Raw genomic sequence first — 20590 nt, forward strand, 5'->3', positions numbered from 1 at the left:
ATTTGATGCTAGCAGCTGAAGGGGGATGCGCCATTTTTCAAGGGCAAACTAGGGGTTTAGGGGCTTTAATATTTTCTCGACGCGGGCTGCAATCGCTAATAATTTGCGGTCACTACCAATGGGGCCATCCAGCTCCACCGCCATAGGCAGTCCTAGCGCGGAAACTCCTGCCGGAATGGAAATACCTGGACTGCCGACATTGCTGGCAGGGTCGGTATTTTGAATATAGCTCGGAAAAGTCGGTAATAAAGAACCGCTACCATCTTCGTTCGCAGTAACAGTTTCCTCACTACCTTTGATAGGGCGAGCCGTCAGTGCCGTGGTCGGAAAGATTAAGGCATCAATTTTATTACTATCAAAAAGCGCTTGATAATAAGCCTGCAAGGCCGGCCGGTGTAAATCGACAGCCTGCCGATATTGTTCCGTACTGATGGCACCTGCTAACGCTTGCCCAACCACGAGCTTTACATCTGGACTTTTGATTGACTCGACAAGCTCTCCAGCCGAGCTAGAAATATCATTATCGTGTAAGTACTTTGGTAACAACTGTGCAGTTTCGTGCAATACCACCGGGAAGCTAACTTGATGATTTAACTCGGCCAATTGATTCGCTGATATTTCCACTAAGCTAATATTGGCCTGTTTTAACAAGGCAAGCGCCTTGTCGATGCCAGCCTCTACTTCCGGCTCTAAATTTTGATAGAAATAATCTCGAGCCACCCCCAACCTAATTGGTTGTGAGCTGAGGTCCAATAACGGCGTAGCTGGCTCGCCCGCCATAACCACATCCAATAGCGCCACTGTAGCCACATCGACAGCCATGGGACCGACAGTATCACGGGTATTGGAAATCATGGTTAAACCATCAGCGGGGTAACGCCCCAATGATGGGCGAAAGCCAACAATACCCGTCAAGGCCGCTGGAATGCGTGTTGAACCTCCGGTATCAGTGCCAAGACCCGCCCTAACAATTCCACTTGCAATAGCCGCCGCAGTACCGCCACTGCTACCACCGGCAAAGTATTCGGGCTTAACAGGGTTCTGCACAGCTCCGGTAAAATAATTATTGCTGGTTATGCCATAAGCCAGCTCATGCAGATTACTTTTACCAACAATCAAGGCTCCGGCATCGCGCAGCCGTTTCACCACCCCGGCGTCTTTGCTCGGCACAAAATCCTTCAAAGCTTCTGTGCCCGCGGTATTGGGCATTCCAGCCACGTGTATATTGTCTTTAACCACCAAGGTCATGCCCGACAAAGGCAAAGCATCACGCCCATCTTTACTCAGCAAGTCTTGCTGCTTAGCTGCCTCTCTTAGCTGCTTGCGACCCACATAGAGCATGGAGTTTAATGCTTGCTGTTGCTGCGCAGCCGCTATGGCACGCTCGGCCTCAGCACTTGAAGATTGCCCCGACATTGGCTCACAGCCCCCAACTGCTGCAGCGGCCAAGGCAATTGCGATCGTCTTTTTCATGGTTTCCTCTTTTTATTTTGGTACAGATAGCCATATACACTAGCCTAGAGGAAACGCTACTCTGTGGCGTCATCACTAGTGATGATTTTGTCGCCTGGATGACAGAATTATTATTAACCAAGGTAGATACTGTTGTTTATTAAACCAACCGTATTAAACCAACTATAGATCGTAGGCGCCGAGCGCCAAGAGCATAACAAGAGATAAAAAGTACTATGAATAATCAAGTTAACGACATCGTGATGAATAATGATGGTATGGGTATTCCTGGTTCTGATGCCCTGCCTGTTGAAGAAGAGCGCCTTCAGCGTAAGCAAAAATTGGCGGCCGCTTTTCGTCTCTTCGGCCGCTTTGGCTTTGACGAAGGCGTAGCTGGCCATATTACCGTACGCGACCCAGAACATTTAGATCACTTTTGGGTAAACCCAATGGGCGTCTCTTTTAAGCAAATGAAAGTTTCTGATCTCTTATTGGTCGATCACCAAGGAAATGTGGTGGAAGGAGAAGGCCTCCTAAATGGCGCCGCCTTCACCATTCACTCAAGGGTACATGCCGCTCGCCCCGACGTTGTCGCAGCTGCCCACGCGCATTCTGTATACGGCAAAAGCTGGTCTAGCCTTGGTCGTCTTTTAGACCCGATAACCCAAGATTCCTGTGCATTTTACGAAGATCATGCACTACTTGGAGAATTTACTGGGGTAGTATTGGATCTAGATGAAGGTGAGCGTATTGGCCAAGCTATGGGGGACAAAAAAGCGATTATCTTGCAGAATCATGGTCTGCTTACCGTAGGTCAATCCGTTGAGTCTGCCGCCTGGTGGTACATCACCATGGAACGCAGCTGCCAGGCGCAATTGATGGCCGAAGCAGCTGGCACACCGAAGCTAATTAGCCCGGAACATGCCAAGCAAACCCACGGCACCGTCGGTAGTGAGCTAGCAGGTTGGTTTAGCTTCAAGCCGCTGTACGATGTCATTAGCAAAGAGCAGCCCGATCTATTTGATTAAAGTCAGTTCGCTTTCTGGCTGAGCTTACGATCAGCGCTTATACTAGGTGACCACAGGTCACCTTTTTTGTATGCGAGGATCGCTTTGAAAACACTTCCCCAAACCTTATTAGTGCTACATTGTTTAGTTGGCAGCATTGGTATACTGCTGTTTTTGGGGGAAGGTATGTATATGATGCAGGCCCATAATGCCTTGCAGGATATGCCTGACGGCCCGCGCATGCTCTTTCGATCAGCACATATCTATACGCTTTTGCTGGCCTCTTTCCACTTAGCGTTTGCTTCTATTACAGCCGTTTGGAAACCAATTTTCCCACTTATAATAATCGCTTCAGGCTTGAGTTTTTTAAGTTTTATTTTTATAAGCTATGGTTTTTTCAATGAATCTTTTGCAGCAGACTTAAATCGCCCCATCAGTAAACTTGGATTATTTTCCATGTTTGCTGTTGCCTTGATTTTATCGCTTAATGCTATTTTTGTAAGGCTTGGCTTCGGCCAAGCCCTTGATCAATAACCGCAAAGCAATCAGCGTTCAATCTCACCATTTTTAATGGCTTTTAAATAGCTGCCTAATTCAGCTTTAACCTCAGGCAACATAATTAACAGGCCAATAATATTAGGCACGGCAATTAAGAATACCAATGCATCTGAAAACTTCAGCACGGCTTCCAGTTGCATCACGCAACCTAATGCGACAAAGCCACAGAAAACCAAATTGAAAAGCTGAACGAGCACGGGCTTATCACCCACCAAATATTGCCAAGCTTGGCGACCGTAATAGGCCCAGGAAATCATCGTAGAAAAGGCAAATAGTAAAGCCGCAATTGCCAAAGGATAAGGCGACCAAGATACCGTAGATTCAAAAGCCGCCGAGGTAAGAGCCACGCCCTCCAAGCCCGAATCCATCAAAGGTGAACCATAAACGGTTGTAATAATGACCAAAGAGGAAAGCGTACAAATAACAACGGTATCGATAAAAGGTTCAAGCAAAGAGACCAAGCCCTCTGAGGCTGGGTGATTAGTTTTTACCGCAGCATGGGCGATTGATGCCGATCCCAAACCCGCCTCGTTCGAAAACAAAGCACGCTGAAAACCGATAATCATCACCCCCAGCATACCTCCCGAAATACCTTCCGGACTAAAGGCACCTTCAAAAATTAATACAAATGCCGGCAATACTCTATCGGCATGGTAGGCGAGAATTAATACACAAGAAATCGTGTATAGCACCGCCATAAAGGGCACCAATTTACCGGTTACTCTTGAAATAGATTGAATACCACCAATAATGACCGCCGCGACAATGGCGGCAAGCAGCAAACCAAATAACCAGGCCCGATCAGCAAACCAGCTAGCCTCACCACCACTGACATTAACAAACTGCACATAGGCTTGATTGGACTGGAACATATTACCGATGCCCATGCAGCCGATAACAATGGCAACCGCATAGAAGGCACCCAAAGAGCGCCCTAACTTATGCCAGCCACGTTTAGCCAGTCCTCTATTCAGGTAGTACATCGGGCCACCCGCAACCGTCCCGTCCTCGTGGTAGGAGCGATATTTCACGGCCAAGGTACATTCGACCAACTTGGTTGACATGCCTAACAGCCCAGCGAGTATTAGCCAGAACGTAGCCCCTGGCCCACCAGCCATAATGGCTACCGCCACACCACCGATATTGCCGACCCCAACGGTTCCCGATACCGCCGTGGCAACCGCCTTAAAGGGCGAGATATCACCAGGGCTTTTTGGATCCGCATATTGCCCAAAGGCCAATCGCCAAGCCAAGGTAAAACCTCGCGCATTAATAAAGCCGAGATACAATGTAAAAAGCAGCGCCGCCAATACCAGCCATACCACAATTAGCGGTAATTCCACCCCGGCTATCGGCACAGCGTAGAACACTATGGCCGCTAGGCCATCCGCCATGGGCGCCAAAGCACTATTGATTTGCTCATCGACACTGGCGGATACGCGAGCATGAAAGAGAATACTGACAATAAATAGGGCAAAACAGATAAAGGAGTGGGAAACAGTTGAAAAAGCGGCTTTTCGAGCGCTGCGAGAGTACATATAAAGAGTCTTTTATTATTACTTAAATCTACCTAAACATATCCAGCAACATATTGAAAGCATCACTCACTGCGCATTCGCAAGCGACAAACAACAAATATGCACGATGAAATCCGCCCTCAGCACTAGAGCCAGTACTTGATAATCGCTACACTGCCCTTATCTATAAGGCTGTATATATGGCAAATGAGAAACAGCAATGAGCCAAGTTTTTATCCTGCAAAACCAGGACGGTTACTTTTTAAGCAAACAAAAGGAATGGGTTGATGGCCGCGATGCCAGCGTGCTTTACCGCAGCCCGCACCGCGACGAAGCGTTGAATCAAATGGTTGAAGTCAATTCCAAGGACTACACCCAGCGTATTAGTATCGTCGACTGCCAACTCAGCGAGAAGCGCCACCCCATATTGGACCCTGAAAGCCTACCTGAACCTAAGATTGAGCTGCCAGAAAACGAGGCGAGTACTGAAAATGACGTCCCCGAAGCAGGCGCGCAAACAAGTGACGCCGAAATTAACGCCAGTGAGATAGCCAGCAACGATCAATAGTATCCGCTGCGCGAGCAAAAATTTTACCTTGAGGTTGTACCGTGAGTTTAGATAGCACCCTACTTGAAGCCTTAAACGATAAGGCCAATCGCCCACTGATAACCGGCATCCTTAGGGGTATCGAAAAAGAGAGCTTACGCATTCAGCCCGATGGCAATTTATCCCTGCAGGCGCATCCGCAAGCCCTAGGCTCTGCACTTACTCATCCACAGATAACCACAGATTTTAGTGAAGCTCTACTGGAGTTTATTACCGCGCCTTCTCATCGCCTGGATGAAGTTCTAAAGCAACTTGAACAACAACACCGTTTTACTGCACAACAAATTCAAGATGAATTGCTGTGGGCAACCAGTATGCCCTGCATGCTTGGCAGCAATGAAGAAGTGCCTGTAGCACGCTATGGCAATTCCAATGTCGGCCGCATGAAAACCTATTACCGCTATGGCTTAGGTCATCGCTATGGCCGCAAGATGCAAACCATTGCTGGCATTCACTATAACTTTTCTCTGCCAAGCGCCTTCTGGGCCATGCTGCACACTCAAGAAAACAGCAGTTTGGATTTACAGCAATATAAAACCGAGCGCTATTTTGATTTGATTCGAAACTTTCGTCGATATTTTTGGCTACTGCTGTATTTGTTTGGGGCATCGCCAGCCGTGTGTCGCAGTTTTGTCAAAGATCAACCTCACAATCTACAGGCCTTTGGTAAAGACGACCACAGTTTGCACGCGCCATTCGCGACATCATTACGTATGGGTGATCTTGGTTATCAAAGTAATGCGCAAAAAACCTTGTTGGTGTGCTACAACGAGCTAGATAATTATCTACATACTTTGACCGAAGCAATCAACACTCCTTATGAGCCATACGATAAAATTGGTACTGTTGATGCCAATGGTGATTACCAGCAATTAAATTCTAGTTTGCTGCAAATTGAGAACGAATTTTACAGTACGATTCGCCCTAAGCGCACCGCAAGATCTGGTGAGACAGCCCTAAGCGCATTGCACCAACGCGGCGTTGAATATATTGAGGTCCGTTGTTTAGACGTAAATCCTTATTCACCAATTGGCATTACCCAAGAGCAAATTCATTTTCTCGACACCTTCTTACTGTTCTGCCTATTAAAAGACAGCCCGAAAACTGATTGCGCAGAATACCAGCGCATGCAGGAAAACCAAAAACTCACGGTTTACCGTGGCCGCGACCCAGAAATGAAACTACAAACCGCAGAAGGTGACAAGAGCATTAGTGAATGGGGCAGCGAGCTTATTGAACAAATGCAGCCTATCGCTGAACTGCTCGATAGCGCTTATAAAATCGAAGGCCACAGCCAAGCTCTAAAAGAGCAATTGGCCGTCGTAAAGGATCCTGCGCTCACACCGTCTGGTAAGTTATTGCAAACCATGAAGAATGAGGACAAAACCTTTTTCCGCGTTGCCATGGATCTTGCCGAGCAGCATCAGCAGAGCTTTTTAAACAACCCTTTAAGTGGCAACGACTTAGATCGCTATGAAACTCTCGCAGTAAACTCTTTGGCCGAGCAAAAGAAAATTGAGGCCGAAGAAGATATCGATTTCGAAAGCTACTTGGCTAATTTCTACGCCCAGTATAAACCTTTCGAATAAACTCCACTGATTGTGAACTATCTCGCCCATGCTTTTCTTTCTGGTGACAACAGAGAAGTTCAGCTGGGCGGGTTACTGGGTGATTTTGTCAAGGGCCCTATTTATAGCCCAAAAGATCAACCTTTAAACAGCACTGCTAATAAATCAACCGTACTACAATTCGATAACATCCGATTTGGCATTCAACACCATCGTGCTATCGATGCCTATAGCGATTCCCTTGTAAGCTTTCGCAACTGCGCCAGTTTATTTGATAAAAAGTATCGACGCATTGCCGGAATCATCGTGGATATTTGTTTCGATCACTACCTAGCCAAACAATGGTCGCAACATAGTAAAACCAGCTTAACTGAATTTTCCGCTGCCCTTTATCCTAAAATGAGCGACTGCCAATTGGCACCCGAGAATTTTAAGCGCTTTAGCCAACGTTGTATTGAGGCGAGGCTATTCGAGATCTACCAGGATCGAGCGACCATTAAAGTGGCATTAGAACGTGTAGCACAGCGCTTAAGTCGCCCCAAACTTATGGCCGGTGCTTACGAACAATGGGAAGCGATTTACCTAGAAATGGAACGACTTTTTGAAACTTGCTTTGGGGAGATTAAAAGCTGGGCAGCGGCTAGACTTGCCAAGCACGGTTACCACTTTCAACAATGGCAACCCCTGTAAGGCGAAGATCGTTTGTACTTGTTACATCTGGGCATCCTGCTCTTGAGCACTTTATTTTTGGACTACAAAATTAGTAAAGAACAAATCTTCAACACCTTTTTTGGTTTTATCTTCTTTTAATAGAATCCGGCGAACCTCTTCCAATGCCTTTTTACGCATTGTCTCTCGACCATCTAGGCTATTGATGGCCTCTTCAGTTTGGCGACTAAATAACATCACTATATTATTACGAATATAGGGCAGATGATGACGGACCGAGTTGGCTACATGAATAGAATCAACCCTTACTGAAATTTCAGCGCGCAAGTATTTTAAACGCCCCTGGCCACCATAATTGAGTACAAAAGCAGGCTGTAGCGGTACATAGAATGGCCCAGCCGGACCAATAGCTTCTTCATCCTGGGCTACGGCCGTAGGTACGGCCAGAAGCGTTGCCATAGCGATCGCCACAAACGCGACTGCTGTTTTTTTGGCCAAACCCGCAAATACGATGTTCATATAATCCTCAAATTGCCCTAGGGAACTGCTCTGTGGCACTTAGGTCCAAATAGCTGCCCTATATATGGTAAACTGGCGGCCCTTTGGATATGGGCCCTTGCCTGTAATTTTAGTCAAACTTCGGGATTTCGCAGACATGCCATTACCCAATCCTCGCATGACCAACCTAATAATCTTTATCGGCTGTGTTGCGCTGATCTTAATTGCTTTAGGCTTTCAAGAAATAATGGGCCTAGCACCGTGCCCTCTTTGCATCACTCAACGCATCTTTGTGGTGGCTGTTGGCTTGTTCGCCCTTGCCGCGTTTATCCATAATCCCGCCGGTACCGGCCGTAAACTTTATGCTGCTGGCGGCTTCCTCATGGCCGTTGCCGGTAGCGGCTTCTCTGGCCGTCACTTGTACCTACAAGGTTTACCGCCCGATCAGCTACCATCTTGCGGACCGGGCCTTAGCTATATGTTTGAAACCTTCCCCTTTATGGAAGCCTTAGAGATCCTGCTAATGGGTGACGGCAACTGCGGTGAGGTTATGTGGAGCCTATTCGGTCTAAGTATGCCTGGCTGGGTTTTAGTCGCCTTTATTGGCCTAGCCCTGTTCAACGTCTGGCAGTTCTTGCGCCGTTAAGGCGCGCTTGAGCCAATAATGGTTAGAGGTTTACTGGTATTATTTTTCTTTCAGTGGCTAGGTGAGTGGATCAGCTTAGCCACCCAGGCCCCGATACCCGGGCCTGTAATCGGCATGCTACTGCTATTACTTGCGCTACTCATCCGCCAAAAAGTCTCTAGTGACTTGCAACAAAGCAGCCATATGCTGGTGCAACACTTAAGCCTGCTTTTTCTTCCCGCCGGTGTCGGTATCTTTTTTTTAAGCGAGCAAGTATTAGCACAATGGCCAGCGATTGCTGCGGCCATGGTGGCAGGTACTTTCATCAGCCTTTTGCTAAGCAGCTGGATAGTAAAGAGCCAGGTGAAGTCCGATGATTGAGCAGCTACAACAAGCCTTTTTACGTTTTGCTGAAAACAGCCAGCTTAATCAATTGAGCGCCATAATACTGACTTTAGGTGCCTACCAATTTGGCCAATATTGCTATCAACGCAGCGGCCGGCTGATGCTGCTTCACCCTGTCGTCATCGCCGGCTGTATTATTGCAGCCGCGCTCAACTACTTTGATATCAGCTATCAGCAATACCGAGATGGCAGCCAGCTATTTTATTTTCTATTGGGCCCGGCAACCGTAGCGCTGGCCATTCCCTTATACCAAGAATTTCGCCATATCCGCCTCTTGGCGCGCCCGGTACTGATCACCGTAGCCCTTGGCGCCACGATAGCCGCCACTAGCGCGGTATTGCTGGCAGGCTTGATGGGAGCCGAAGGTGAAGTTTTACGCTCCATCGCCAGCAAGTCGGTCACCACTCCTATCGCCCTGGGTATCAGCGATAAAATTCACGGCATAAGCACGCTAACTACCGGCGTGGTAGTGGCGACGGGAATCATCGGTGCACTGCTAGCTCCGATAGCTTTTTACTTTTGCGGCCTTCGCGACCCTCGCCTGCAAGGCATAGTACTGGGCCTCAATGCCCACGGCATTGGCACCGCCGTCGCCTTTGAGAAAAGCGCTTCTTGTGGCGCGTTTGCCAGCTTAGCCATGGGCTTAACGGGCGCATTCACCGCGTTGACCTTGCCTTACGCTATTAGCTACTTCGGCATTTGACTGTTCAAATAACTGCCACGCAGGATAATTATTAACCACAATTTTAAGAAATTTTGGACTCCCGCCATTTTTATCCCAGACTGATCTAAGAACTAGCTCACACTTTCTTGCGAGGCGACCGTTCGTCTTCTACTTTTAAATAACAAGATCGAAAAAAGTCGACACTACAGCCGCTTGAACATCCTAAATTCGCAAGCGAGCAGTTATCGGCAAATATGAAGAAGCAGAGGTGACATATGCTCGAGCATTGCAGAACACATCAGGAATTATGGGGCGGCGTTAACCGTACATTGGACGGTTGGTTTGAGGCACGAAAACAACTACTCGTGGAATACTCGGCATTATGCCAGCGCTTAGATGACATGGAGAGCCCCGCTCTGAAAGCACGCTTACGCCGTTTCTGCCAAAGCTTGATGGACTATGTCTCCACTGGACATTTCGAGGTCTACGAACAGCTTGAAACCGAATCCAAGCGCTATCAAGATAAGGAAGCCCTGCTCCTAGGCAGCCGACTCTATAAACAACTGCAAAGCTGCACCGAAGTCGTTTTAGATTTCGATCAGCGTTACACCCAGCTGGATAATCTCGGTAGCCTAGCTAGAGACCTGTCCAAATTGGGCCTATGCCTAGAAAAACGCTTCTTCGTTGAAGATAGCATGGTAAGTGTTATGCACGATGCCCATCGTGAGCAGGCAGCCTAACAGCTGCCGCTAGACCAGTACCGCAAATACTGTACTTTTCAGACATGCGGCCGCTACAGTAGGCATAGGTTTAACAACTAGGAAACCGCCATGCTGCGTGCCGCACTTCGCACATCTTTTGTTATCGCTACGCTTTTATTCCTCGGCGCCTGCGAACCCCTTCCTGAGCCCAAAGCTAGCTTTGAAGTTGCTGTACAAGGTAGCCATATGGGCAGGCTTTCCAACAATGGCAGCCGCGCTATCATCGGCTCAATTAATCACGGTGGCAGCCTGTGGCAGGTGTTAAAAAAAGAACGCCTGTACGATTGGAACCATAGCAAAGAGAAAACCACCTTAGTGGCCGCGGCCTTCTCACCTGAAGGCGACTGGGCCATGACCAGCGATTCCCATAGCATAGTCCTGTGGAAAGTTGAAAGCGGTGAAGCCTTCCGTTTTTGGACAGCCCCAGGCGAAGTGCTTTCCATCGCTTTGGCACCCAATGGTGAATATGCACTGCTCGGCATGGCCGATCACAGCGCGGTGATCTTTGATAGCAAACGCGGTGGTGTTAAGCGTCGCTTTAATCACTCGGGCCGAGTGCGCAGCGTTGATTTAAGTGCGGATGGAAAGCTGGCCCTTACCGGATCTGAAGATCGTAGCTCGACTTTGTGGAGTGTTGCTTCAGGCAAAGCCTTGCAGACTATGCAGCATGAAGAAGACGTACAGCTAGTTAGATTGAGCCCTAAAGGCGACCGCGCCCTTTCTGCCGCAAAATACGATAAAGCCGTTGTGTGGAATACCAGCAATGGCAAAGCCATTGGTGAGATTCCACTGTCAGCCGAAAAGATTAAACGAGGCTTGCGCTTTAGCGCCGCACGATTCTCTTCAAGTGGACGCTATTTATTGGTTGGCCGCCCCGATCAACGAGTACAACTTTGGGATACCAAGTCCATGAAGACTTTAGCTGAATGGGGCGTACTGAAACGAGACGCCTGGAAGCCAACAAGTGCCGCCATCCAAGATGTTGCCTTTGCCAGCGCCAAGCGGACTTACTATGCCATTGCTTCTAATGGTTTTATTCATCAATTAGAGCGCTGATGTGCAAGCGGTGGAGCTTGTTAAGGCTCTACGGCTTAAAAAGCAAAAGATTAAGTTCACATTCTAAGGCTCCACAATGGCAAAAGGCTCTTCATTTTTATCTAGCAGGGCGAAGAAACGCATTAGATCAATGCGGCTTCCTTCAAGACTCAATTGATCCGATGTCAGCAGTCCCGCAAGCTTTACGGTTCCCAAAATCACATCTAAAAACAAACCATGGGATATATTTAAAGTAGCATCCGCTTCTTCATCTTGCTTCGCCAGGCGATGATGAAGCACCGAGTTTTCTATCCATAAAAAGTAGCTCTGCTGAAGATCAGTGAAGTTAACTTTTAAACTAAGCTCGACTCCTTCAGCTTCAGGGCCATTTAGTTGAGCCGCCATCGCTGAGAAAAACTCCTCCACAGGCGCATGCTTCATTAAATCCTTCGCTGAAGCCAAGCTGATCATGGTTGAGCTTTTACCCTGCTCCAACTCCATGGCAGCAGACAGGTACGCATCACGCCATGGACCAGATTCAGCCTGATAAGCTAATTGGGTATAAGCCTCGGCTAAAAGCTGTTTTGCCTCTCCACTGCGATTAGCAAACACTAAATGATTCAGTAATTCTGCAGCCCAACGGTACTCACCTTCTGAAACCGCTTGCTGAGCCTGCTCTAACACAGCTGACTCACCGCCCATTGCACGAACATACTTCTCTGCAGCCGCTTCTGGCGGAAGGGGATTCAAATTAGCAGGGTTAGCATCGTACCACCCAAAATACGCTTGATAGACAGCTTTAGAATTGTGACTTGTCGTTCCATAGTAACCGCGGTTAGAGAAATTAGCCGCCAAGCTTTTGGGTAACTCTATTTGCTCTGCAATTTCCTTCGGCGTTAATCCTTTGTAAGCCAAACGCAAAGTTTGGTCATGAATATATTTGTAAGTATCGCGCTGACCTTTTAGAAAGCTATCAATTTCCTCACTGCCCCATATTGGCCAATGGTGGCTAGCAAAGTAAATTTGTGATTCTGAAAATAAGTTACGCGCTTCCTCAATATAATCACTCCAGGCTAGCGCATCGCGAACCTTAGCCCCACGTAAGGTATAGAGGTTGTGCATATTTCTTGATAAAAGTTCAGCGCCACAGAAGGCTTTTTGTTTAGGTAGGTAGAATGTCAGTTCTGCAGGCGCTTCTGAATTAGGGGTATATTGAAATTCAATATCCACACCATCGACGGTATGTCTTTGGCCCGTTTCTGATACCAGCACATTTGGCTGTACGATGCCGACAGTACCGAAAGCTGGTGCTTTACCTAAACCCGTATCGACATGACCGAAAATATTTTTAGGTAAATCTCGGCCATACATATAAACCGCTCGACGCCCCATGGTCGGGCCAGCCAGAATGTTTTCGCTGGTGGCTTCTTCCATAAAATTTTCAGGCGCTATGATTGGAATGCTTGCGGCCTGTTTAGGATCAACAACAGCCAAGGCGCCACCAAAATGGTCGACATGGCTATGGGTCATAATTAAACCCGTAACCGGCTTATCACCTAAATGCTTACGAGCAAAGGCCAAAGCCGCGGTCGCCGTTTCTTTTGTGGTGAGCGGGTCTACCACAACCCATCCCGTCTGACCTTCAATTAAAGTCATATTAGAAAGGTCATAGCCGCGCAGCTGATAAATTCCTTCGGCAACTTGGTAAAGGCCGTGTAGATTATTCAGACTGGCCTGACGCCAAAGGCTAGGGTTTACCGTATCTGGAGCCGTTCCTTGAATGAAATCATAGTCATTCATTCGCCAAATCACTTCGCCATCAGCGGTTTTAATTTCTAAATTGTCGTCTCTTGCGATAAGACCGCGGTTGGCCTGCTCAAAATCACGCTTATCATCTAAGGCAAGCTGCTCCGCCACGGCTTTGTTTTTAGCTATTGTGAACTGGCTAGCCTTAGCATCACGCCCAGCCACACCGTCATTGTCCTCTGCCCCGCAGGCCAGCAATAAACCACTAATGCCCAGTAGCATTGCTTTTGTCTTGTAGTTTTTTAGGGTCATACCACTCTCCTTCATTTGATGATTGTTATAGCACGCAGGGCAAGGTATAAATGTAAACAAATTTACAATTGGCATTAATGGACAAATTTTAGGCGGCAATATGCCTCAGGAATCTCTCGGCTCACTTTCAAGCAGTTGCATGGCCTTACTAGAGCCGCTATTTAAAGTGAAAAGCTACCAAGACGGTGAAATTATCCATGCTCGCGGCGAAAGGAAAGCCGGGCTTTGCGTTGTTTTAGAGGGATCAGTAAAGGTAGGCAACTATGGTAGCGATGGCCGCTACTTTCTTAGCAAGCTGTTAAAGCCCTGCGAGAGCTTTGGCGAATTTACGGTATTCTCCCAGCTGCCCCGGACACACACTTCTGAGGCCAAAGGGGAAACTAAGATTGGATATATCAGCCCCACAAAACTCAAACGAGCCTTAAGTACTGAACCGGCTATTGCTTTAGCTTTGCTGCAGTCGCTATCAACCCGGCTTCATCTAAGCCTGGAGGCTCTAGACGATGCTAAACGCTTGCCTGTTCTTGTTCGGGTAGCTAAGATGATTTACGCCATAAACCTTGAAGAAGGAAGGATCGAAAACCGACACCTTAGCCAGGATGATATCGCCACCCAGCTTGGCGTCAGTCGCATGGTGGTTTCTACATCTCTTAAACAGCTCGCCGAACTGGGCCTGATCAAAAAAGGCTATCGCCACATTCAAATAATCGACCTTGAGAGCTTTAACGCCTGGTTAAGCGAGCAACAACAAACAATGGAATTGCTGCGTTAGTCGGAAACTCAATTTAGACCTATAAATTTATGGCTATAATCAATGATGTATCAATCATTATGAGAATCTTGGCTGCTCATGAGTAATAAGTCTTCTTTTGAAAAAGCGATGGATGAAAGAGTTTCGGCGCATGTTCATGCTGGACTTTATGAATCAAATGACCCCATGCTTCGACAACATGCTGCAATGCGCGGTATCTATATCCCAGAAGCTAAAAAAGTCGAAGAACAGCCAAGAGAAATAGTTGACCCAGACCCTATCGCTGATCGCATACATGGCTTTTGGGATAAATTAGATAAATTTCTGTATCCCATATGCATTCTACTCGGAACCGTTATTGGATACCTGCAATTCGATCCGAGCCAGCACCCAGACAATCAATGGCAGCTTCCATTGATTGGCTTTATCTTGGGCGCGGCATGTCCTTTGCTCTTACGTTCCGTCTGCGTTTTAGCCTACCTTTTAGCAAAGCTTGCACTTTACTTGGCAGGTTTTGCTTTAATTGCTTGGCTTATTATAAAAGTAGCTGGGCCATTTTAGGGCACCTCTGAATAATGCAGATTAGCAAAATCCCTTAAGCGCGCTGAGCCGGATGCAAATAAAAGCTATTTGGCAGCTGCTCTTGCTTAGCGAAGAACTTGGTGTCTTTATAGGGGAGCTTCATAAAACCAGAAACCCCTAAACCATCAATCAGATGAATATTTTCTAATATCTTATCTAGACAAGCCTGAAACTCATCGACTTTACTGGCATCCAGTAGATTTAAATAATTATGTATTTTTAAATCCAGTTCGACACTTTCAAAGATAATACAGCCGGTATGATGAAGAGTATTCATATGGGCCAATACCTCCATGATCTCTTCCGGCAATTGCAGCATTTCATCTGGATCATCACCATCTTCAAAATAGGAATGAAGGCGGCTCTCTTCTTCTAGCACCACTTCATCGCTGACATCAAAGTTAATTCGCATATCACCGCTGGCCACAAAGGGATTATCTGCACTTAGCCTTTCAATATGTAGAGTTTGTTTAGCATCAAAAATACAGCTTTTGAACACGCCTTTTTTATTTATGGCTCGCCCTAAGTGCACAATATTATTAACTGCTGAATTCAAAGCCGGTGCCATACTACGATCATAGAGCCTTAGGCTAGAATCAATATGAATACCCTCTTCATCCCAGTGCATGGCCAAACCACCAACGATGGGGTAATGGCTGAGATGTGATACGGCGGTTACAAACGCTTTTTCGGTGTCGGCCATACCCGAGAGGTAATTTTTGTAGTACTTTTCAAGCTCGGCATTATTAATATCTTCTAATTTTTCGATATCCACTTCTTGTCGTAAAAATGATTTACGTGAGCTATACACCACGGTTTCCATAGCTTGATCTTCCGGCGCGATCCACACTGGCAACAGGGCATGTTGCTCATTGCGATTATGATCATGAACCGCCAGCTTGCTCATATGTTGAATATTTTTGAAGAGGTAGTCGCCTGCTTTGCGTCGAAGCTGCGCGTCTTCAGACATCATATTATTCAAGGTTCTTGCAAATTCTTCAGGCAAACCTAGCGCTAACGGGGAAATAACTTTGCCACCAAATCGACTGCCTTGCCCTGATGCTAGAGCGTACAATGTTCCTGCCAAACCCTGTTCATCGAAGCGCGGCGAGCTAAGTTGGCCTTCTAGTTGCTCTTCGCCAATAAAATAAATATCTCCGAGTTTTGCATTGGTTTGATGCAAATCCGAGCTGAGGGCTGTAAGACCGCCGTTACCACTGTGATGCCCTTGATGATCTAGCTGGCCATAAACCGCCGCCCCCCAGTCGATTAGGCTAATTTGCCCTGTGTTAGGATCTAGGACAATATTCGAGGGTTTGATATCACCATGCACCAGCGGGGCTTTGTCTCGCTTTTTGGCGCTATCCCTTAGGTGCTGCAGTACATCAACCATTTGCTTGGTAATACTGAGCAATAATTTAATATCTAGACGACCATGCTGTCTGGCATAATCTTCTAAGTTTACGCCCTGCGCCCGGCTCATCATTAAGATCGATTGGCTGCGTACACGGGTAAATTCGATAAAGCTTGGTACGTTTGAGTGCTGTACTTGGGACAGCATATAGCCTTCTTCTTCTAGCCTTTCTTGCACGGCGACAGGCAAGGTTATGCGTGCAAATTTAAAGACGTATTCTTCGCCATTGGCGGCTGTTCCGCTAAAGGCAAATCCGTAGGCGCCTTTACCGAGCAGTTCGATATTAAGGTAGCCGAGGCGTTCGAGTTGTTGTTGACAGAGGCTTAGCCAGTCTTTGAGTTTTTGTGCATCACGATGGGAGAGCAAGTAGAAGGATTGCTCTTCATTGATGTAGAAATGCTGGAGTTGATCGCTTTCGATTAAGCTCATGGGTTTATTCTAAACTCTGATTTTTTTCATCATAGCACAGGGAACTTTTGAGAACTTAATCGAAGCTATTAACTTTAAGCAGTTTGAGCTGGCTAGAAACTGCAGATCTGACCGCCTGCCATGAAATGGGGCGGCCTCCCAGGGGGCGCAAAAAGCAGCATCCATGCTAGCTCGGCTCCTCCTCCGAGTCGGAGACGCCCCTGGGAAGCCACCCCATTTCATGACATGCTGCGAGGAAGTTTTTACAACCTACAAAGCTAGGCCATAGAATCTAGCATCGAGATTGAAATCAATCGCCTCAACTTTTAAATGCCGGTATTTTCGAATGTCGTGATAGGGAAACTATGCTAGCCGCCCTTTCACAACATTCTACCTAGGTGGCCTTAACTTAGACCATTGACGCTAACATAGTCGCAGGTTGTTCCAAGTATTGTTTCCACAAATTATTGAATCGGGAAATGGTACCGCCATCGATCACGCGATGATCACCCGACCAACTTACCGTCATAATTTGACGAGCTTCAACTTCACCATTGGCATTAAAGCGCGGCAGCTCTTGTACACGCCCCAAGGCCACAATAGCAACTTCGGGCTTGTTAATGATTGGGGTTGCCACAGTGCCGCCAATCGCACCGACATTTGAAATAGTGATGGTACCGCCACTTAAATCGGCTGGGCTGATTTTTCCACTGCGCGCTTCGGCCGTTAGGCGTGTTACTTCAGCAGCAACATCTAGCAAGCTTAAGCTTTGAACATTTTTAATGTTCGGCACTAGCAATCCGGTTTTACCGTCTACGGCCATACCAATATTATGTTCAGCCAAATAGGTCAGCTCGGTGAAGGCATCATTTACGCGGCTATTCATAATTGGGAATTCTTTGATTGCCAAAGAAAGCGCTTTGATAAACAGCGGCATCATTGTGATTCTCAGCTCATCACTGCCATACATTGCCTTGAGCTTTAAACGCAACTTAATTAGCTCAGTGACATCAAACTCTTCCGCATAAGTGAAGTGAGGAATGGTAGATACGGATTCAGCCATTCTTGCGCCCATTACCGCGCGAACGCCTTTGATGGGCTCAACGCGATCAACCATATCTGCGCTTAAAGAAACGCTAGCATTAGCAGCTGGCGCAGCAGTAGTCGCGCCACCATCTAGATAATTAATAACATCTTCTTTCAGTACACGGCCATTTTTACCGGTGCCCGGCACTAGCGCCAAATCCAAATCGTTTTCACGGGCAATTTTTCGTACTGCCGGAGTGCTAAGTACCTTGCCAGAATTTTCGACGGCAGCTGGCTTTTCAGAGCTTTCCGTCACGGTGGTATTTTGCTGTACCGCTTGGGTTTCGGTACTACTGGTTTCTTCCGTTGGAGATTCTGCAGCCTCACCATCAAGCTCGATAGCAAACAGTGGACTATGAACCTTTGCAATATCACCCTGCTGGTAATGAAGCTTAACCACTTTACCGGTATACATTGAGGGAATTTCTACGATGGCTTTATCTGTGCTTACATCAGCAACGATCTGATCTTCTTCGATCATATCGCCTTCGGCTACCTTCCATTCGATAACCTCACACTCAACGATACCTTCACCGATATCTGGCAGAATAAAATCTTTAATCATTTGTCAGCACCTCAGTAGTTCAAGCTGGCCACTAGGGCTTCATAGACTTTTAGATAATCTGGCAAGTATTCTTTTTCATGAGCCAGAGGGAAAGGTGTGTCTAAACCCGCCACACGTGCAATCGGCGACTCAAGTGAAAGGAAACATTCTTGCTGTATCGTTGCCGCAATTTCGCCGCCGAAACCACCAGTGTGGGTTGCTTCATGGGCAATAACTAAACGGCCAGTTTTGCTTACCGAGTTAGCTACGGTTTCTACATCCCAGGGTAGTAAAGAACGTAAATCAATCACTTCACAGGAGATACCTTCTTCCGCTGCTTTATCAGCTGCCTTATGCATCTCGGTCATTTGCGCGCCCCAGCCCAGCAAAGTGATATCACTACCGTTACGTACCACTTCCGCTTTACCAATTGGAATCTCATAATCTTCTTCAGGCACATCACCTTCAGAAGCACGGTACAAGCGCTTAGGCTCAAAGAACAAGACAGGGTTTGGATCGCGAATAGCAGAAAGCAACAAACCTTTGGCTTGATACGGATTCGATGGCATCAATACTTTGAGGCCAGGGGTGTGACAGAAATAAGCTTCTGGAGATTGCGAGTGGTACAAGCCACCAGCAATACCGCCACCATAGGGGGTGCGGAAAACTAAGCTGCCAACATTAAATTCGTTACCCGAACGATAACGGAATTTTGCCGCCTCATTAACGATCTGATCGAAAGCTGGGAAAATATAATCAGCGAATTGAATCTCGGCAACGGCAGTTGAGCCTTGGGCAGCCATACCAATCGCAAACCCAGCAATACCCTGCTCGGTCAATGGCGTATTAAAGCAACGGGCCTTGCCGTATTTTTCCTGCAGATGACTGGTCGCGCGGAATACACCACCAAACTTGCCCACATCTTCACCCAGACAAATCATGCTGTCATCAGCAGCCATCGCGGTATCTAGGGCATTGTTAATGGCCTGTAGTAAATTCATCTTAGCCATGTTTTGCACCTCCTGCGACGGGATAGTTCTCTGGGTATTTAGCGATATGCTCTTTTAATTCTGCGTATTGTTTTTGCAAGTGCGCCGGTGGGGTGTCGTAGACATCTGTGATCAACTCATCAATGCTAGGCATAGGCTTTTTCTCTACGCGTTTCAAAGCGTCCAGTACTTCCTTACGGTAGCCTTCTAGAATGGCTTTTTCTTCTTCACCATTCCACCAGCCTTTGGCTTGCAGCCAGTTTTGCATGCGCTCGATAGGATCTTTTTCTCGCCACTTATCTTCTTCGTCTTTACTGCGATAGCCACTTGGATCATCGGAAGTGGAATGGGCACCTAAACGGTAACTCATGGTTTCAACTAGCACCGGCTCGTTGTTTTCCAAAGCGATGCGACGCGCTTCAATCGACGCGGTATAAACCGCTAAGATGTCATTGCCATCTACACGTATGGTTTTAATACCATAACCTACACCACGAGGAGCAATACCATCGCCTTTAAATTGTTCTTCAGCAGGGGTGGAGATAGCGTAGCCGTTATTGCGACAGACAAAGACGACTGGGCAATTTAATACCGCCGCCATATTTAAGCCGGCGTGAAAATCACCTTCCGATGCCGCACCTTCACCAAAGTAGCACAGGGTGCAGGCTTGATTACCTTGCAACTTTTGCGCATAGGCATAACCGGCGGCCTGGGGAATCTGTGTTCCAAGAGGCGAGCTGATGGTCATAAAATTCAGTTCATTGGAGCCGTAATGCACAGGCATCTGACGACCCTTCCCCAAATCATCTTCATTACTCAGCAGCTGGTTCATAAACTGCTCTGTAGTAAAGCCACGCCAGCGAATTGCCGCTTGCTCACGATACTGCCCCATGATCATATCATTCATGGAAAATGCCGCTGCACTTCCGGTAACCGCAGCCTCTTCGCCCGCACAGGTCAAATAGAAACTCAAACGGCCTTGGCGTTGGGCACTGATCATGCGCTCATCCAAAACACGGATATAAACCATATTGCGATAAAGTTTGATGGCGGTCTCGTGATCCATTTCAGGCGCCTCGGCACCGGCTTGGATACTGCCATCAGCATTGAGAATGCTTAAGGTAGGGATGGGTAAGTCATGGCCTTCGATAAACTGTGCCTTATGCATCAGATTAGGCTTCACATCGCTTGCGCTAGTCATTTTTGCCTCCGTAAACTCACTGGCGCACACCCACTCAAGTCTTCACCTGAATGCTTGATGTGCGCAAAGAGTGCTGCAAATTATTGTAATTAGAGCTTAGCACCGAGCTAGCTAGGGAGTCCTGCTAATCTAGGAGCGAGAGGAAGCGTATTTGGTAGGGATGGCTAAAAACTCAAGCCACATAAGAATAA

Annotated in this window: 20 protein-coding genes; 12 read left to right on the plus strand and 8 right to left on the minus strand. The window is 47.2% G+C overall.

All coding sequences use genetic code 11. The features are described from left to right. Nucleotides 1-48: 48 nt before the first annotated feature. Nucleotides 49-1473, minus strand: a complete 1425-nt coding sequence (gene iaaH / locus Q1A41_RS16920; RefSeq protein WP_299981380.1) for an indoleacetamide hydrolase — start codon at nt 1471-1473, stop codon at nt 49-51. 215 nt (nt 1474-1688) lie between these two features. Here iaaH and Q1A41_RS16925 point away from each other — a divergent pair, with 215 nt between their 5' ends. Then, on the plus strand, nt 1689-2480 hold the full coding sequence (locus tag Q1A41_RS16925) for a class II aldolase/adducin family protein (protein ID WP_299981383.1): 792 nt from the start codon (nt 1689-1691) through the stop codon (nt 2478-2480). Nucleotides 2481-2651: 171 nt separating this feature from the next. Further along, nucleotides 2652-2993: a hypothetical protein gene (locus tag Q1A41_RS16930; RefSeq protein WP_299981385.1), complete on the plus strand. Its 342-nt coding sequence runs from the start codon at nt 2652-2654 to the stop codon at nt 2991-2993. A gap of 11 nt (nt 2994-3004) precedes the next feature. Here the strand turns inward: Q1A41_RS16930 and Q1A41_RS16935 are convergent, their stop codons facing one another. Further along, nucleotides 3005-4555 carry an alanine/glycine:cation symporter family protein gene (locus Q1A41_RS16935; protein WP_299981387.1) on the minus strand — a complete coding sequence of 517 codons (1551 nt, stop codon included), beginning with the start codon at nt 4553-4555 and terminating at the stop codon, nt 3005-3007. Between the two features lie 199 nt (nt 4556-4754). On the opposite strand from Q1A41_RS16935, the gene Q1A41_RS16940 reads away from it, so the two are divergent. The 3 genes from Q1A41_RS16940 to Q1A41_RS16950 are packed head-to-tail and all read left to right on the plus strand — an operon-like array spanning nt 4755 to nt 7399. After that, nucleotides 4755-5102 carry a hypothetical protein gene (locus Q1A41_RS16940; protein ID WP_299981389.1) on the plus strand — a complete coding sequence of 116 codons (348 nt, stop codon included), beginning with the start codon at nt 4755-4757 and terminating at the stop codon, nt 5100-5102. Nucleotides 5103-5143: 41 nt separating this feature from the next. Continuing rightward, nucleotides 5144-6730: a glutamate--cysteine ligase gene (gene gshA / locus Q1A41_RS16945; RefSeq protein ID WP_299981391.1), complete on the plus strand. Its 1587-nt coding sequence runs from the start codon at nt 5144-5146 to the stop codon at nt 6728-6730. Nucleotides 6731-6742: 12 nt separating this feature from the next. Then, the gene (locus tag Q1A41_RS16950; RefSeq protein ID WP_299981393.1) at nt 6743-7399 is read left to right on the plus strand and encodes an ACP phosphodiesterase; all 657 of its coding nucleotides are present in this window, start codon (nt 6743-6745) and stop codon (nt 7397-7399) included. Between the two features lie 51 nt (nt 7400-7450). On the opposite strand, the gene Q1A41_RS16955 is transcribed toward Q1A41_RS16950, so the two are convergent. After that, nucleotides 7451-7897: a flagellar basal body-associated FliL family protein gene (locus Q1A41_RS16955; protein WP_299981395.1), complete on the minus strand. Its 447-nt coding sequence runs from the start codon at nt 7895-7897 to the stop codon at nt 7451-7453. A 136-nt stretch (nt 7898-8033) separates the two neighbouring features. On the opposite strand from Q1A41_RS16955, the gene Q1A41_RS16960 reads away from it, so the two are divergent. The 5 genes from Q1A41_RS16960 to Q1A41_RS16980 all read left to right on the plus strand — a co-directional run bounded on the left by Q1A41_RS16960 (nt 8034) and on the right by Q1A41_RS16980 (nt 11387). Continuing rightward, a complete protein-coding gene (locus Q1A41_RS16960; RefSeq protein ID WP_299981397.1) occupies nt 8034-8522 on the plus strand; it encodes a disulfide bond formation protein B in 489 nt (162 codons plus the stop codon). 18 nt (nt 8523-8540) lie between these two features. Beyond that, nucleotides 8541-8882, plus strand: a complete 342-nt coding sequence (locus Q1A41_RS16965; protein WP_299981400.1) for a CidA/LrgA family protein — start codon at nt 8541-8543, stop codon at nt 8880-8882. Further along, nucleotides 8875-9609 (plus strand): LrgB family protein, encoded by a 735-nt coding sequence (locus Q1A41_RS16970; RefSeq protein ID WP_299981402.1) that lies wholly within the window; start codon nt 8875-8877, stop codon nt 9607-9609. The genes Q1A41_RS16965 and Q1A41_RS16970 overlap by 8 nt, the downstream gene beginning before the upstream one ends. 236 nt (nt 9610-9845) lie before the next feature. Beyond that, nucleotides 9846-10310 (plus strand): sigma D regulator, encoded by a 465-nt coding sequence (rsd, locus tag Q1A41_RS16975; protein ID WP_299981404.1) that lies wholly within the window; start codon nt 9846-9848, stop codon nt 10308-10310. Between the two features lie 90 nt (nt 10311-10400). Beyond that, on the plus strand, nt 10401-11387 hold the full coding sequence (locus Q1A41_RS16980) for a hypothetical protein (protein ID WP_299981406.1): 987 nt from the start codon (nt 10401-10403) through the stop codon (nt 11385-11387). A 63-nt stretch (nt 11388-11450) separates the two neighbouring features. On the opposite strand, the gene Q1A41_RS16985 is transcribed toward Q1A41_RS16980, so the two are convergent. Further along, entirely contained in the window at nt 11451-13424 is a 1974-nt protein-coding gene (locus Q1A41_RS16985) for an alkyl sulfatase dimerization domain-containing protein (protein WP_299981408.1), read from the minus strand. A gap of 100 nt (nt 13425-13524) precedes the next feature. Between Q1A41_RS16985 and Q1A41_RS16990 the strand changes: the two genes are divergently transcribed. Next, a complete protein-coding gene (locus Q1A41_RS16990; protein ID WP_299981410.1) occupies nt 13525-14196 on the plus strand; it encodes a Crp/Fnr family transcriptional regulator in 672 nt (223 codons plus the stop codon). 78 nt (nt 14197-14274) lie between these two features. Continuing rightward, nucleotides 14275-14736, plus strand: a complete 462-nt coding sequence (locus tag Q1A41_RS16995) for a hypothetical protein (RefSeq protein WP_299981412.1) — start codon at nt 14275-14277, stop codon at nt 14734-14736. 34 nt (nt 14737-14770) lie between these two features. On the opposite strand, the gene Q1A41_RS17000 is transcribed toward Q1A41_RS16995, so the two are convergent. The 4 genes from Q1A41_RS17000 to Q1A41_RS17015 all read right to left on the minus strand — a co-directional run bounded on the left by Q1A41_RS17000 (nt 14771) and on the right by Q1A41_RS17015 (nt 20399). Further along, a complete protein-coding gene (locus Q1A41_RS17000) occupies nt 14771-16600 on the minus strand; it encodes a protein kinase (protein WP_299981414.1) in 1830 nt (609 codons plus the stop codon). Nucleotides 16601-16988: 388 nt separating this feature from the next. Continuing rightward, a complete protein-coding gene (locus Q1A41_RS17005) occupies nt 16989-18230 on the minus strand; it encodes a 2-oxo acid dehydrogenase subunit E2 (RefSeq protein WP_299981416.1) in 1242 nt (413 codons plus the stop codon). Between the two features lie 11 nt (nt 18231-18241). Beyond that, a complete protein-coding gene (locus Q1A41_RS17010; protein ID WP_299981418.1) occupies nt 18242-19219 on the minus strand; it encodes an alpha-ketoacid dehydrogenase subunit beta in 978 nt (325 codons plus the stop codon). Next, nucleotides 19212-20399, minus strand: a complete 1188-nt coding sequence (locus Q1A41_RS17015) for a thiamine pyrophosphate-dependent dehydrogenase E1 component subunit alpha (RefSeq protein ID WP_299981420.1) — start codon at nt 20397-20399, stop codon at nt 19212-19214. Before Q1A41_RS17015 ends, Q1A41_RS17010 begins: the two co-directional genes overlap by 8 nt. Nucleotides 20400-20590: the final 191 nt, after the last annotated feature.

The organism is uncultured Pseudoteredinibacter sp. (genome assembly GCF_947502065.1).
GTDB lineage: Bacteria > Pseudomonadota > Gammaproteobacteria > Pseudomonadales > Cellvibrionaceae > Pseudoteredinibacter.

Coding starts and splice junctions, on each gene's coding strand:
- iaaH (WP_299981380.1), bottom strand. CDS start 1,473: ATGAAAAAGACGATCGCAATTGCCTTGGCCGCTGCAGCAGTTGGGGGC.
- Q1A41_RS16925 (WP_299981383.1), top strand. CDS start 1,689: ATGAATAATCAAGTTAACGACATCGTGATGAATAATGATGGTATGGGT.
- Q1A41_RS16930 (WP_299981385.1), top strand. CDS start 2,652: ATGATGCAGGCCCATAATGCCTTGCAGGATATGCCTGACGGCCCGCGC.
- Q1A41_RS16935 (WP_299981387.1), bottom strand. CDS start 4,555: ATGTACTCTCGCAGCGCTCGAAAAGCCGCTTTTTCAACTGTTTCCCAC.
- Q1A41_RS16940 (WP_299981389.1), top strand. CDS start 4,755: ATGAGCCAAGTTTTTATCCTGCAAAACCAGGACGGTTACTTTTTAAGC.
- Q1A41_RS16955 (WP_299981395.1), bottom strand. CDS start 7,897: ATGAACATCGTATTTGCGGGTTTGGCCAAAAAAACAGCAGTCGCGTTT.
- Q1A41_RS16960 (WP_299981397.1), top strand. CDS start 8,034: ATGCCATTACCCAATCCTCGCATGACCAACCTAATAATCTTTATCGGC.
- Q1A41_RS16965 (WP_299981400.1), top strand. CDS start 8,541: ATGGTTAGAGGTTTACTGGTATTATTTTTCTTTCAGTGGCTAGGTGAG.
- Q1A41_RS16970 (WP_299981402.1), top strand. CDS start 8,875: ATGATTGAGCAGCTACAACAAGCCTTTTTACGTTTTGCTGAAAACAGC.
- rsd (WP_299981404.1), top strand. CDS start 9,846: ATGCTCGAGCATTGCAGAACACATCAGGAATTATGGGGCGGCGTTAAC.
- Q1A41_RS16980 (WP_299981406.1), top strand. CDS start 10,401: ATGCTGCGTGCCGCACTTCGCACATCTTTTGTTATCGCTACGCTTTTA.
- Q1A41_RS16985 (WP_299981408.1), bottom strand. CDS start 13,424: ATGACCCTAAAAAACTACAAGACAAAAGCAATGCTACTGGGCATTAGT.
- Q1A41_RS16990 (WP_299981410.1), top strand. CDS start 13,525: ATGCCTCAGGAATCTCTCGGCTCACTTTCAAGCAGTTGCATGGCCTTA.
- Q1A41_RS16995 (WP_299981412.1), top strand. CDS start 14,275: ATGAGTAATAAGTCTTCTTTTGAAAAAGCGATGGATGAAAGAGTTTCG.
- Q1A41_RS17000 (WP_299981414.1), bottom strand. CDS start 16,600: ATGAGCTTAATCGAAAGCGATCAACTCCAGCATTTCTACATCAATGAA.
- Q1A41_RS17005 (WP_299981416.1), bottom strand. CDS start 18,230: ATGATTAAAGATTTTATTCTGCCAGATATCGGTGAAGGTATCGTTGAG.
- Q1A41_RS17010 (WP_299981418.1), bottom strand. CDS start 19,219: ATGGCTAAGATGAATTTACTACAGGCCATTAACAATGCCCTAGATACC.
- Q1A41_RS17015 (WP_299981420.1), bottom strand. CDS start 20,399: ATGACTAGCGCAAGCGATGTGAAGCCTAATCTGATGCATAAGGCACAG.